The sequence below is a fragment of the Citrobacter sp. CFNIH10 genome (genome assembly GCF_002934585.1).
Lineage (GTDB): Bacteria > Pseudomonadota > Gammaproteobacteria > Enterobacterales > Enterobacteriaceae > Citrobacter_A > Citrobacter_A amalonaticus.
The window spans coordinates 1,323,117-1,337,291 of record NZ_CP026216.1; the positions used below are offsets into that span (position 1 = coordinate 1,323,117).

Consider the following 14,175-nt stretch of genomic DNA (forward strand, 5'->3'; position numbering starts at 1 on the left):
TGTTTTTTTTCCTGTTTATCATTAAGTTAACTGAAAATATGACAAAAGCTTTTCAGGAAAATTTTCTTTTTGTGACACTGAAAAAAGTAGCTGAAGATGACGATTTGTCACAGTAAAACGGCGGGGAAATTGATTAAAAACAGCACAGGAATGAAAAAAATGCCCCGCTTTCGCAGGGCATGAGCGTTTTACTCGACGGTAACTGATTTTGCTAGGTTACGCGGCTGATCCACGTCGGTACCTTTAATCAGCGCCACGTGATAAGCCAGCAGTTGCAGCGGTACGGTATAGAAGATCGGTGCAATCACCTCTTCCACATGCGGCATCTCAATGATGTGCATATTGTCGCTGCTGGCAAAACCGGCGTCCTGATCGGCGAAGACATACAGCTGACCGCCACGGGCGCGCACTTCTTCAATGTTGGACTTCAGTTTTTCCAGCAGTTCGTTGTTTGGTGCAACAACGATAACCGGCATATCGGCATCAATCAGCGCCAGCGGGCCGTGTTTCAGCTCACCTGCCGCATAGGCTTCTGCGTGTATATAGGAGATCTCTTTCAGCTTCAACGCGCCTTCGAGAGCGATCGGATACTGATCGCCACGGCCCAGGAACAGGGCATGGTGTTTGTCAGAGAAATCTTCAGCCAACGCTTCAATGCGTTTGTCCTGAGAGAGCATTTGCTCGATACGGCTCGGCAGCGCCTGCAGGCCATGAACAATATCATGCTCAATGGACGCATCCAGACCTTTCAGACGCGCCAGTTTCGCCACCAGCATCAGCAGAACGGTTAACTGAGTGGTAAAGGCTTTCGTCGACGCCACGCCGATTTCCGTGCCGGCATTGGTCATCATCGCCAAATCCGATTCACGTACCAGAGAAGACCCCGGAACGTTACAGATGGCGAGTGAACCCAGATAGCCCAGTTCTTTCGACAAACGCAGGCCTGCCAGCGTATCCGCCGTTTCACCCGACTGAGACAGCGTGATCATAAGGCTATTACGGCGTACTGCTGATTTGCGGTAGCGGAATTCAGAAGCGATTTCGACGTCGCACGGAATACCGGCCAAAGATTCAAACCAGTAGCGAGAAACCATCCCGGAGTTGTAAGACGTGCCACACGCGATGATCTGGATATGCTCAACCTGAGACAACAGCTCGTTAGCTTTTGGCCCAAGTTCGCTTAAATCCACTTCGCCGTGGCTGATGCGCCCGGTCAGAGTGTTTTTAATCGCATTCGGTTGTTCGTAAATCTCTTTCTGCATGTAGTGGCGATAGATACCTTTATCACCCGCGTCATATTGCAGATTAGATTCGATATCCTGACGCTTCACGTCCGCGCCAGTTTTATCAAAAATCGCGACGGAACGGCGAGTCACTTCCGCAATATCGCCTTCTTCCAGGAAGATAAAGCGACGGGTCACCGGCAGCAGCGCCAACTGATCGGAGGCGATAAAGTTTTCGCCCATTCCCAGACCGATAACCAGCGGGCTACCTGAACGTGCAGCCAGCAACGTATCTGGATGACGGGTATCCATGATTACCGTACCGTACGCGCCGCGCAGTTGCGGGATGGTACGCAGCACAGCATCACGCAGCGTACCGCCCTGTTTCAGCTCCCAGTGCACTAAGTGAGCAATTACTTCGGTGTCGGTTTCTGAAACGAAGGTATAGCCACGCGCTTTAAGTTCTTCACGCAGTGGTTCATGGTTTTCGATGATGCCGTTATGCACCACCACAATGTGTTCAGAAACATGCGGATGCGCGTTTGCTTCTGAAGGTTCGCCATGCGTAGCCCAACGGGTGTGAGCAATACCAGTACCGCCATGCAGCGGATGTTCTTCCGCAGCCTGAGACAGCATCTGTACTTTACCCAGACGACGCAGACGGGTCATATGACCTTCTGCATCTACCACGGCCAGACCCGCAGAGTCGTAACCACGGTATTCCAGACGACGTAAACCTTCGAGAAGGATTTCAGCTACATCACGTTGCGCGATAGCGCCAACAATTCCACACATAGTTTTTTATTCCGAATCAAGGCATTATGCCTGTCGTTGTCTTTCGACCTGTATGCCCGTATTTTCGGGCGCCCCGAGCCTTGTAGAGAGTGGGGTTATTTTTATAGGTACTGCTGGGGGGAAATATATTTTTATTTCCTCACCCGGGTTGGCCTGATGCAGGCAACGCCTTATCCGGCCAACAAAACATCACTGAACGTAGACCGGATAAGCGAAAGCGCCATCCGGCAAAAATATCTACTTTTTCTTCACCGGGCGTTTCCAGCCCTGCTTATTCACCTGCGGAACACGGCTGATGACCAACTCATTATCAGCCACGTTACGGGTGACGGTGGTCCCGGCAGCGATGGTTGCCCCATGGCCTACGGTCACCGGCGCCACCAGCTGAGTATCGGATCCGACAAACACATCGTCGCCAATAATGGTTTTAAACTTGTTCGCGCCGTCGTAGTTGCAGGTAATGGTGCCTGCGCCAATGTTCACGTTGTCGCCAATTTCCGCATCACCCAGATAGGTCAGGTGACCGGCTTTTGAACCTTTGCCGAGACGCGCTTTCTTCATCTCGACGAAGTTACCGACGTGAGCACCTTCCATCAGTTGCGCACCAGGGCGCAGACGAGCAAAGGGTCCAATGGTGCAGGCCGCGTCCAGATGGGCATCTTCCACTACGCTGTACGGGCTGATTTCACAGTCATCACCAATAACGCTGTTTTTAATGACGCAGCCCGCGCCAATCTTCACGCGATGGCCCAACGTGACCTGACCTTCGATGATAACGTTAGTATCAATTTCAACATCTCGCCCGTGAACGAGCGTTCCGCGCAGGTCAAAACGCGCCGGATCGCGCAGCATCACGCCCGCCAGCAGCAGTTTTTCTGCCTGCTCGGACTGGTAAACACGCTCCAGGCGGGAGAGCTGAAGACGGTTATTTACCCCTTCAGTTTCGCTAATACGCGCCGGATGTACCGCCGCAATCTCCCGCCCTTCCTGGTAGGCCATCGCAATGATGTCAGTGATGTAGTATTCACCCTGCGCGTTGTTATTGGTCAGTTTAGACAGCCAGCGTTTCATGTCCGCGCCATTGGCAATCAGGATCCCGGTGTTGATCTCCTGAATCCTGCGCTGTTCCTCGCTGGCATCTTTATGCTCAACGATGCCGGTCACTTTGCCGTTTTCACGGGTGATGCGACCATAGCCGCTCGGATCGTCCAGCACGACGGTCAACAAACCGATGCCGCCCTGGGGTTTAGCTTCACGCAGGCGAGTCAGGGTTTCAACGGAGATCAGTGGGACATCACCGTAGAGCATTAAAATGTCTTCATCATTGCCAAAGAACGGCGCTGCCTGCTGCATCGCATGGCCGGTGCCCAGCTGCTCCGCCTGTAACACCCAGTTAAGGTTGTCTTCTTTCAGGCTCTTTTTAAGCAGATCGCCGCCGTGCCCGTAGACCAGATGAACCTGAGATGAGCCTAATTCATTTGCTACATCAATGACATGCTGAACCATCGATTTCCCGGCAAGGGTGTGCAGCACTTTTGGAAGATCGGAATACATACGTGTGCCTTTGCCTGCGGCAAGGATCACTACGCTCATCGCTTTATTCAACATACGCGTCCTGACTGTAATTTGAGAACGAATTTATACCGTTTCACGTTGAAAATACTACATTTTTTTCGTCGTGAAATGGGCAGAGGATAAAACGCACAATCGCGAATTTTCCCCAACGAAGATAGAGACATTTTCGTCCATTGCTGCGACTTTTGTCTTCTGAAATGTCACCTGATATCGCGATTAACGCGCCAGGCTAATGTTTTTGCTCTTTTTTTGATCCCTAAAGAAAGATGACGCAAACAGCACATTAATGACAGACAAAAAAAAACCAGCCTGAAATCAGACTGGTTTTCATTTTTTCAACCCGGTGTTACATCGCTTTTTTGGTCAACTCGATAACGCGCAGTTTCGCGATCGCTTTGGCCAGTTCCGCAGATGCCTGAGCGTAATCCACGTCACCATGAGAGCTCTTAATGTGCTCTTCAGCCTTACGTTTCGCTTCCAGGGCTCTCGCTTCATCGAGATCCTGCCCGCGAATCGCGGTATCAGCCAGTACGGTCACGCTGCCAGGTTGCACTTCAAGAATGCCGCCAGACAGATAGATAAACTCTTCATGACCGAACTGTTTAACGATGCGGATCATACCAGGCTTAATGGCGGTGAGCAGTGGGGCGTGCCCTGGGAAAATACCCAGTTCACCTTCACTACCCGTTACCTGGATTTTCTCGACCAGACCAGAGAACATTTGTTGCTCTGCGCTGACGACGTCCAGGTGGTAAGTCATTGCCATATCACCCTCCGATTAAGGCGTTAAAGTTTTTTGGCTTTTTCTACGGCTTCGTCGATAGAACCAACCATGTAGAACGCCTGCTCTGGCAGGTGGTCATACTCGCCTTCCATGATGCCTTTAAAGCCACGGATGGTGTCTTTCAGGGAAACGTATTTACCCGGAGAACCGGTGAATACTTCCGCAACGAAGAACGGCTGGGACAGGAAGCGCTGGATCTTACGCGCGCGTGCTACCACCAGTTTGTCTTCTTCAGACAGTTCATCCATACCCAGGATGGCGATGATGTCTTTCAGTTCCTGATAACGTTGCAGCAGGGACTGTACGCCACGCGCGGTATCGTAGTGTTCCTGGCCAACCACCAGTGGATCCAACTGACGGCTTGTAGAATCCAGCGGGTCAACGGCCGGGTAGATACCCAGAGACGCGATCTGACGGCTCAGTACCACGGTTGCATCTAAGTGAGCAAAGGTGGTGGCTGGCGACGGGTCAGTCAAGTCATCCGCAGGTACGTATACCGCCTGAACGGAAGTGATAGAACCGGTTTTGGTAGAAGTGATACGTTCCTGCAGAACACCCATCTCTTCCGCCAGGGTCGGCTGGTAACCTACCGCTGATGGCATACGACCCAGCAGTGCGGAAACTTCCGTACCGGCCAGGGTGTAACGATAGATGTTATCGACGAACAGCAGTACGTCACGACCTTCGTCACGGAATTTCTCTGCCATGGTCAGACCGGTCAGTGCAACGCGCAGACGGTTTCCCGGCGGCTCGTTCATCTGGCCATATACCAGGGATACTTTATCCAGAACGTTGGAGTCGGTCATTTCGTGGTAGAAGTCGTTACCCTCACGAGTACGTTCACCTACGCCCGCAAACACGGAGTAACCGGAGTGCTCGATCGCGATGTTACGGATAAGCTCCATCATGTTTACGGTTTTACCTACACCCGCACCACCGAACAGACCGACTTTACCGCCCTTCGCGAACGGACACATCAGGTCGATAACTTTGATACCGGTTTCCAGCAGTTCCTGAGAGCTGGACAGCTCTTCATAGGACGGTGCTGCGCGGTGGATAGCCCAACGCTCTTCTTCACCGATATCGCCTTTCATGTCGATCGGGTGACCCAGGACGTTCATGATACGACCCAGGGTTGCTTTACCTACCGGGACTTCGATCGGATGCTCGAGGTCTTTGACTTCCAGACCACGACGCAGACCGTCGGAAGAACCCATTGCGATGGTACGTACGATACCGCCGCCGAGCTGCTGCTGAACTTCCAGCACCAGACTCTCTTTACCATTCATAACCTCAAGAGCATCGTACACGCGCGGTACGGCATCCTGAGGGAATTCGACGTCAACCACGGCGCCGATTACCTGGACAATTTTTCCAGTAGCCATCTTGAATCCTCTACGAATTAACCTGGTTATACCGCGGATGCACCACCGACGATCTCGGTGAGTTCCTGAGTAATGCTGGCCTGACGAGCTTTGTTGTATACCAACTGCAGCTCTTTAATCAGGCTGCCGCCATTGTCGGTCGCGGCTTTCATCGCCACCATACGTGCGGCCTGCTCGCTGGCCAGGTTTTCTACCACGCCCTGATAAACCTGAGATTCAACGTAACGACGCAGCAGGGTATCCAGCAGCGGTTTCGGATCAGGTTCATACAGGTAATCCCAGGCTTTTTGTTTTAACTCTTCATCTTCTGATGCCGGTAATGGCAGCAGTTGAGTCAGCGTCGGAACCTGAGACATGGTGTTGATAAATTTGTTACTGACAACGTACAGTCTGTCCAGACGACCTTCATCGTAAGCCTGCAGCATCACTTTAACCGGACCGATCAGTTCGGACAGGGAAGGGTTATCCCCCATACCGGTTACCTGCGCAACCACATTACCGCCAACGGAATTAAAGAAAGACACGCCCTTAGAGCCGATCATTGCGATGTCGCACTGAACGCCTTTATCGGACCATGTTTTCATATCCGCCAGCAGCTTTTTGAACAGGTTAATGTTCAAGCCACCGCACAGACCACGGTCAGTCGACACCACCAGGTAGCCCACGCGTTTAACGTCGCGTTCTTCCAGGTACGGGTGCTTATATTCCAGATTACCATTCGCAAGGTGACCAATCACTTTGCGCATGGTCTCTGCATAAGGACGGCTGGCCGCCATGCGATCCTGCGATTTACGCATTTTGGAAGCGGCGACCATCTCCATCGCTTTAGTGATCTTCTGCGTGTTCTGGACGCTTGCGATCTTACTACGTATCTCTTTTGCGCCGGCCATGAGCTTCTCCTCAATGCCTTGCGGCCTGTCCTAAGACAAGCCGCCAGACGTTACCAGGACTGGGTTGCTTTGAAGGAATCGAGGATAGCTTTCAGCTTGCCTTCGATTTCGTCGTTATAGTTACCAGTCTGGTTGATTTCTTGCATCAGCGGAGCATGGTCACGGTCGACATAAGCCAGCAGAGCGGCTTCGAAGCTACCGATTTTCGCCAGTTCCACATCTTCGAGGTAACCGCGTTCAGCCGCGAACAGAACCACACCCTGTTGTGCTACAGACATAGGGGCATACTGTTTCTGCTTCAGCAGCTCGGTCACTTTCTGACCGTGGCTCAGCTGTTTACGGGTTGCTTCGTCCAGATCGGATGCGAACTGAGAGAACGCAGCCAGTTCACGATACTGTGCCAGCGCGGTACGGATACCACCGGACAGTTTCTTGATAATCTTGGTCTGAGCAGCACCACCTACACGAGATACAGAGATACCCGGGTTAACCGCCGGACGAATACCGGAGTTGAACAGGTTAGTTTCCAGGAAGATCTGACCATCGGTAATAGAAATTACGTTGGTCGGAACGAACGCAGAAACGTCACCCGCCTGGGTTTCGATAATCGGCAGAGCGGTCAGGGAGCCGGTTTTACCTTTCACTTCACCCTTGGTGAAGTTCTCAACGTATTCCGCGTTAACGCGGGATGCGCGCTCCAGCAGACGGGAGTGGAGGTAGAACACGTCGCCCGGGAATGCTTCACGTCCTGGCGGACGACGGAGCAGCAGGGAAACCTGACGGTAAGCAACAGCCTGTTTAGACAGGTCATCATAAACGATCAGCGCATCTTCACCGCGATCACGGAAGTATTCGCCCATTGCGCAACCAGCATACGGCGCTAGGTATTGCAGTGCGGCAGATTCAGACGCGGTCGCTACCACAACGATGGTGTTAGACAGGGCGCCGTGTTCTTCCAGTTTACGAACCACGTTAGAAATGGTGGACGCTTTCTGGCCGATAGCCACGTACACACATTTAATGCCGGAATCACGCTGGTTGATGATGGCATCGATTGCCATCGCGGTTTTACCGGTCTGACGGTCACCGATGATCAATTCACGCTGACCACGACCGATTGGGATCATGGCATCAACGGATTTATAACCAGTCTGCACCGGCTGATCGACGGACTGACGTTCAATTACGCCTGGTGCGATAACTTCGATTGGCGAGAAGCCATCGTTATCAACCGGACCTTTACCGTCAATCGGAGAACCCAGTGTGTTAACCACACGGCCCAGCAGGCCACGGCCAACCGGAACTTCCAGAATACGACCCGTACACTTAACCTTCATACCTTCGGCGAGGTCAGCGTATGGACCCATCACCACTGCACCCACGGAGTCGCGCTCCAGGTTCAGTGCGATAGCGTAACGGTTACCCGGCAGGGAAATCATCTCACCCTGCATACAATCGGCCAGGCCGTGAATGCGGATAACACCGTCACTTACAGAAACAATAGTACCTTCGTTGTGAGCTTCACTCACAACATTGAACTGAGCAATGCGCTGCTTGATCAGTTCGCTGATTTCGGTGGAATTCAGTTGCATGCTCCAGTCCCCTTAAGACTGCAAGACGTCTGCAAGACGTTCAAGACGGCCGCGTACGCTGCCATCAATGACCATATCACCCGCACGGATGATTACGCCCGCCATTACAGACTTATCGATTTTGCAATTCAGCTTAACTTTGCGTGACAGACGTTTTTCCATCGCAGCGCTAATCTTCGCAAGCTGTTCTTCACTCAGTTCGTTCGCGGAAGTGACTTCTACCTCAGAGATAGACTCACTCGCGGCACGCAGGTGAATAAACTGCTCAAGAACATCCGGGAGCGCGTTCAGACGGTTATTCTCAGCCATCACCTTAATCAGGTTCTGACCGTTTTCGTCCAGTTGCTCACCGCAAACTGCGATAAACGACCCGGCGAGCGTTTCCGGCGCCAGTGCGCCAGAGAGAAGCTCTGCCATTTGTTCGTTCTTAGTCACCTCGGCGGCAAACGCCAGCATGTCCTGCCAGCGCTCTACACTTTGGTGTTCGACGGCAAAGTCAAAAGCTGCTTTGGCGTAGGGGCGAGCTACCGTAACAAATTCAGACATCAGCCCCTCCCTCCTTACAGTTCAGCGACAAGTTTATCCACGATGTCGCTGTTAGCAGCTTCATCCACGGAACGTTCGATGATCTTCTCGGCGCCAGCAACAGCCAGGATAGCAACTTGCTTACGCAGCTCTTCACGGGCACGTTTACGCTCGGCATCAATTTCCGCCTGCGCCTGGGCCACGATTTTAGTACGTTCCTGTTCTGCTTCCGTTTTGGCTTCGTCCAGGATCTGAGCGCGACGTTTGTTCGCCTGCTCGATGATTACCTGAGCTTCCGCCTTCGCTTTTTTCAGCTGGTCGGTCGCGCTGGCCTTTGCAAGGTCAAGATCCTTGTGTGCGCGTTCAGCAGAAGCAAGACCGTCAGCAATTTCTTTTTGACGCTTCTCGATGGCAGCCATTAACGGCGGCCATACATACTTCATGCAGAACAGAACAAACAGGACAAACGCGATGGCCTGGCCGAGGATTGTTGCGTTAAGATTCACAGCACAATGCCTCTATCTAGTTAACGTTCTGATATTGCTCTTAATTCAAGCAACGCTTACTACGCGACAGCGAACATCACGTACAGACCCAGACCTACAGCGATCATCGGGATAGCATCCACCAGACCCATAACGATAAAGAACTGAGTACGCAGCAGAGGAATCAGATCAGGTTGACGCGCTGCGCCTTCCAGGAATTTACCCCCGAGGATGCCGATACCGATCGCAGCACCGATTGCCGCCAGACCCATCATCACAGCGGCAGCCATGTACAGCAGATCCATATTCAGGTTTTCCATGACAGTCTCCAGTTTGTTTCAGTTAAAACGTAGTAGTGTTGGTAAATTAATGCTCTTCAGACGCCATCGACAGATAGACGATCGTCAGAACCATGAAGATGAAGGCTTGCAGCGTAATAATCAGGATGTGGAAAATGGCCCACGGCACATTCAGGATCCACTGTGACCACCACGGCAACAGACCAGCAATCAGAATGAAAATCAGCTCACCGGCATACATGTTGCCGAACAGTCGCAGACCGAGAGAAACCGGTTTAGACAGCAGACTTACCCCTTCAAGGATTAAGTTGACAGGGATGAACGCCCAGTGATTGAACGGCTGCAGCGTCAACTCTTTCGCGAAGCCACCGATGCCTTTCATTTTGATGCTGTAGAACAGAATGAGGATAAATACGCCGAGCGCCATGGACAGGGTAACGTTCACGTCAGCAGACGGAACCACGCGCAGTGCAGGCAGACCGAAGATATGCTCGCCGATGTACGGCAGCAAGTCGATTGGCAGTAAGTCCATCAGGTTCATCAGGAATACCCAGACGAAGATCGTCAGGGCCAGTGGTGCAATCAGCTTGCTTTTGCCATGGTACATGTCTTTCACGCTACCATGCACAAAGCCGATTATCAGCTCAATCGCGGTCTGAAACTTGCCTGGTACGCCGCTGGTCGCCTTTTTGGCCACGCTGCGGAACAAAGCCAGGAACAACAGACCCAGCACCACCGAGAAAAACATGGAGTCAATATTGAGCGTCCAGAAGGTGGCTGGGGGGTTATGCGGATCCACCAGCGAGAATGTACGCAGGTCCAACTGAAGGTTGTTCAGATGGTGTCCTATGTAATCCTGCGGCGTCATATTTTCTGAAGCCATGATGCCTTTTACCCTTTGTTGTTAATTACAGCCGGCGCCAGTATCTGAACCACCAGCACCAAAACCCACGTAACGATCAGCGGCAAAAATACCGCCTTGAAAACCGCCAGCGCCACCACCAGCAAAATCAGCATCGCTAACACCTTGAAGGCTTCGCCGAAGGCGAACGTCCAGGCCACTCGGCCTTTAGCAGGTGTATGCGCCTGGTGACGCCAGGCAAATATCATAAACAACACGTTAGGCAGAAAGACTGCCATACCTCCGCATATTGCGGAAGTGCCCCAGAAGAGGTCTTTGAGGCTGAACAGCAATCCACTTGCTACTACCGCCAGAAACTGAATGAACAGAAGCTTACGAGCAACGTTTCGACTCAAGAGCGACACAGACATCACGTTTTTAACTCCTGCTCCCTTCGAGGTATGCCGCGTGTCGTATAAAACGTTCTTTGAGGCTTAGAGTCAAGCATCAAAAAGCGGTCAAATTATACGGTGCGCCCTCGTGATTTCAAACAATAAGTAGCTAAAAGGTGAATAAATGTTTAAATATTTTTCCCTGGCCCACATTTATGACTTTTAGCCAAACTGTGAACGATCATGCAAAACTGCAAATAGCGCGTAAACACTGGTGTTAAAGCGTGCTTCAGATCACATATTGAGCATATTCGCCCCGACGGTATTTATTTACTTGGCAAATGATGCCTTTTCAACTTTCTGATATTTAAGCCTAAAATCACTCACTCTTTTAAAAACGACCGATTACATCTCAAAAACCAACCATTGACATTTTTAATAAAAATTCAACACTCGAGAGTGATTCTACGCCTGGATTTTTAGCAGCCTGATATTTTCAGTGTTGACTAATTTTGTCTTTAGCCAAAAAAGCCACGTTGCCCTGTTGATAATAGACAGTAAATGTGGCGTTAAGTGTGACGACTTATATCGGCAAAAATGTCTCAGTGTTTTAACAATAAAAAGACCGATTTTTCTCTATTTTTTTTGATAAATATTAAATTTTGTTTGGCTTAATCACCACCAGATGGCGCTCACCTTCCAGATGCGGAACCTGCAGTTTAACTACCGATTCAACACAAAACGCAGGAGGAAGCGACGCTATCTCGTCTTCCGGTAGCTGGCCTTTCAGCGCATAAAAACAGCCCTTCTCGCCCGGAAGGTGGTGACACCAGCTCACCATGTCATTGAGTGAAGCGAACGCCCGGCTGATCACGCCATCAAACGGTGGCTCTGCGGGAAATTCTTCCACACGACTTTGCACTGGCGTGATGTTAGCCAGCTTCAGCTCATGCTGGACCTGACGCAGGAAACGCACGCGTTTACCCAGACTGTCGAGCAGGGTGAAATGCGCTTGCGGACGCACAATGGACAACGGAATGCCCGGCAACCCCGGTCCGGTACCGACATCAATAAAACGCTCACCCTGCAAATGCGGTGCCACGATAATACTGTCGAGAATGTGACGAACCAGCATCTCGTTGGGATCCCGCACAGAGGTCAGGTTGTACGCTTTGTTCCATTTGTGCAGCATTTCAACATACGCAATCAGCTGATTTTTCTGGTGATCAGTAAGCGAAATGCCGGCGTCTGCCAGCAGGCGTGAGAGTTTGTTGAGCACGGTGATTACCTGTTTTAACTAATTTGCCCGGTAAGCAATGCGCCACCGGGCAACGTTCAACACATTAAGCGCTGCGGCGCAGCATACCCTGTTTTTTCAGCCACACCAGCAGAATGGAGATAGCGGCAGGCGTGACGCCAGAGATGCGCGATGCCTGGCCGATCGAAACCGGCTTGTGATCGTTTAGCTTGGCAATCACTTCATTCGACAGGCCAGATACCTGGCGGTAATCCAGCGTGGCAGGCAGCAGCGTGTTTTCATTGCGCTGCTGTTTTTCAATCTCATCCTGCTGACGAGCGATATAACCTTCGTACTTCACCTGGATTTCAACCTGCTCAGCAGCCTGCGCGTCTTCCAGTGCGGGGGCAAACGGCGTCAGGGTCGTGAGCTGTGCATAGGTCATTTCCGGACGACGCAGCAGATCTTCACCACTGGCTTCACGAGACAGCGGCGCAGTAAGGTGAGCATTCACTTCGTTGGCCGATTCCGCCGCAGGCGTCACCCAGGTAGATTTCAGGCGCTGGCGTTCGCGTTCGATGTTCTCCAGCTTCTCGTTGAAGCGAGCCCAACGCACGTCATCCACCAGCCCCAGTTCACGCCCCATTTCGGTCAGACGCAGATCGGCGTTGTCTTCGCGCAGCATCAGACGGTATTCGGCACGCGAGGTAAACATGCGGTACGGTTCTTTGGTGCCCAGCGTGCACAGGTCGTCGACCAGTACGCCGAGATAGGCCTGAGAACGTGCCGGTGCCCACCCCTCTTTGTCTGCGGACAGACGCGCGGCATTGAGCCCTGCAAGCAGGCCCTGGGCAGCAGCCTCTTCGTAGCCGGTGGTACCGTTAATTTGTCCGGCGAAGAACAGGCCCTGGATAAATTTGCTTTCCAGCGTCGGTTTCAGGTCGCGCGGGTCGAAAAAGTCATACTCAATGGCATAACCCGGACGGACGATTTTCGCGTTCTCCATCCCTTCCATTGAGCGGACAATCTGCATCTGCACGTCGAAAGGCAGGCTGGTGGAGATCCCGTTCGGGTAAATTTCATTTGAGGTAAGCCCTTCCGGCTCCAGGAAGATCTGGTGCTGGTTACGATCGGCAAAGCGCATCACTTTATCTTCGATCGACGGGCAGTAACGTGGCCCGATGCCTTCGATCACGCCTGCATACATCGGGCTACGATCGAGGTTATTACGGATCACGTCATGGGTTTTCTCGTTGGTATGCGTGATATAGCACGGCACCTGTTGTGGGTGCTGGGCAGCATTGCCCATGAACGAGAAGACCGGCATTGGGTTGTCGCCATGCTGCTGCGCCAGCACGCTGAAATTAATCGTGCGTGCATCGATACGCGGCGGGGTGCCGGTTTTAAGACGGCTTACGCGCAGCGGCAGTTCGCGCAGACGGCGAGAGAGCGGAATGGATGGCGGATCGCCAGCACGGCCACCACTGTAATTATCCAGACCAATATGAATTTTGCCGTCAAGGAAAGTTCCAACGGTCAACACTACCGCTTTAGCGCGGAATTTCAGCCCCATCTGGGTCACTGCGCCAACGACACGATCGTTTTCAACAATCAGATCTTCAACCGCCTGCTGGAAGATCATCAGGTTGGGTTGGTTCTCCAGCGCGGTACGCACCGCCTGACGGTACAGCACACGATCCGCCTGAGCACGGGTAGCGCGAACCGCCGGTCCTTTGCTCGCGTTTAGTATCCTAAACTGGATACCTGCCTGGTCGATTGCTTGTGCCATCAGCCCGCCGAGCGCATCCACTTCTTTTACCAGGTGTCCCTTCCCAATACCGCCAATCGCCGGGTTGCAGCTCATCTGCCCCAGCGTGTCGATATTGTGTGTCAAAAGCAGGGTTTGTTGACCCATACGCGCTGCGGCCATCGCGGCCTCAGTGCCTGCATGACCCCCGCCAATGATGATGACGTCAAAAGGATCCGGATAAAACATGGTAATTGCCTCGCATAACGCGGTGTGAAAATGGATTGAAGCCCGGGCGGTGGATTCTACTCAACTTTGTCGGCTTGAGAAAGACCCCGGGATCCTGGCTATTAAAAAGAAGATCTTTTTATTTAGAGATCTGTTCTATTGTGATCTCTTATTAGG

At 52.1% G+C, this 14,175-nt stretch carries 13 protein-coding genes; all 13 read right to left on the reverse strand.

Annotation, left to right across the window (positions count from 1 at the left end; translation table 11 throughout):
* Nucleotides 1–188 precede the first annotated feature (188 nt).
* Nucleotides 189–2,018, reverse strand: a complete 1,830-nt coding sequence (glmS, locus tag C2U53_RS09810) for a glutamine--fructose-6-phosphate transaminase (isomerizing) (protein WP_044256178.1) — start codon at nucleotides 2,016–2,018, stop codon at nucleotides 189–191.
* Nucleotides 2,019–2,255: 237 nt separating this feature from the next.
* Nucleotides 2,256–3,626, reverse strand: a complete 1,371-nt coding sequence (glmU, locus tag C2U53_RS09815; RefSeq protein ID WP_104445855.1) for a bifunctional UDP-N-acetylglucosamine diphosphorylase/glucosamine-1-phosphate N-acetyltransferase GlmU — start codon at nucleotides 3,624–3,626, stop codon at nucleotides 2,256–2,258.
* Between the two features lie 313 nt (nucleotides 3,627–3,939).
* The gene (locus C2U53_RS09820; protein WP_003023809.1) at nucleotides 3,940–4,359 is read right to left on the reverse strand and encodes a F0F1 ATP synthase subunit epsilon; all 420 of its coding nucleotides are present in this window, start codon (nucleotides 4,357–4,359) and stop codon (nucleotides 3,940–3,942) included.
* A 20-nt stretch (nucleotides 4,360–4,379) separates the two neighbouring features.
* Complete coding sequence (gene atpD, locus C2U53_RS09825) at nucleotides 4,380–5,762, reverse strand: F0F1 ATP synthase subunit beta (RefSeq protein ID WP_003023806.1); 1,383 nt, start codon at nucleotides 5,760–5,762, stop codon at nucleotides 4,380–4,382.
* 26 nt (nucleotides 5,763–5,788) lie between these two features.
* Nucleotides 5,789–6,652: a F0F1 ATP synthase subunit gamma gene (atpG, locus tag C2U53_RS09830; protein ID WP_005121458.1), complete on the reverse strand. Its 864-nt coding sequence runs from the start codon at nucleotides 6,650–6,652 to the stop codon at nucleotides 5,789–5,791.
* 50 nt (nucleotides 6,653–6,702) lie between these two features.
* Nucleotides 6,703–8,244 carry a F0F1 ATP synthase subunit alpha gene (gene atpA / locus C2U53_RS09835; protein WP_042998753.1) on the reverse strand — a complete coding sequence of 514 codons (1,542 nt, stop codon included), beginning with the start codon at nucleotides 8,242–8,244 and terminating at the stop codon, nucleotides 6,703–6,705.
* Nucleotides 8,245–8,256: 12 nt separating this feature from the next.
* Nucleotides 8,257–8,790, reverse strand: coding sequence for a F0F1 ATP synthase subunit delta (gene atpH, locus C2U53_RS09840; protein WP_042998754.1), 534 nt, complete (start codon nucleotides 8,788–8,790; stop codon nucleotides 8,257–8,259).
* Nucleotides 8,791–8,804: 14 nt separating this feature from the next.
* The gene (gene atpF, locus C2U53_RS09845) at nucleotides 8,805–9,275 is read right to left on the reverse strand and encodes a F0F1 ATP synthase subunit B (protein ID WP_003827022.1); all 471 of its coding nucleotides are present in this window, start codon (nucleotides 9,273–9,275) and stop codon (nucleotides 8,805–8,807) included.
* 59 nt (nucleotides 9,276–9,334) lie between these two features.
* Complete coding sequence (gene atpE, locus C2U53_RS09850; protein WP_000429386.1) at nucleotides 9,335–9,574, reverse strand: F0F1 ATP synthase subunit C; 240 nt, start codon at nucleotides 9,572–9,574, stop codon at nucleotides 9,335–9,337.
* Between the two features lie 46 nt (nucleotides 9,575–9,620).
* Nucleotides 9,621–10,436 (reverse strand): F0F1 ATP synthase subunit A, encoded by an 816-nt coding sequence (gene atpB / locus C2U53_RS09855; RefSeq protein WP_042998755.1) that lies wholly within the window; start codon nucleotides 10,434–10,436, stop codon nucleotides 9,621–9,623.
* A gap of 8 nt (nucleotides 10,437–10,444) precedes the next feature.
* Nucleotides 10,445–10,825, reverse strand: coding sequence for a F0F1 ATP synthase subunit I (gene atpI, locus C2U53_RS09860; protein WP_042323565.1), 381 nt, complete (start codon nucleotides 10,823–10,825; stop codon nucleotides 10,445–10,447).
* 616 nt (nucleotides 10,826–11,441) lie between these two features.
* Complete coding sequence (gene rsmG / locus C2U53_RS09865) at nucleotides 11,442–12,065, reverse strand: 16S rRNA (guanine(527)-N(7))-methyltransferase RsmG (RefSeq protein ID WP_042998756.1); 624 nt, start codon at nucleotides 12,063–12,065, stop codon at nucleotides 11,442–11,444.
* Nucleotides 12,066–12,129: 64 nt separating this feature from the next.
* Nucleotides 12,130–14,019 carry a tRNA uridine-5-carboxymethylaminomethyl(34) synthesis enzyme MnmG gene (gene mnmG, locus C2U53_RS09870; RefSeq protein ID WP_104445856.1) on the reverse strand — a complete coding sequence of 630 codons (1,890 nt, stop codon included), beginning with the start codon at nucleotides 14,017–14,019 and terminating at the stop codon, nucleotides 12,130–12,132.
* Nucleotides 14,020–14,175: the final 156 nt, after the last annotated feature.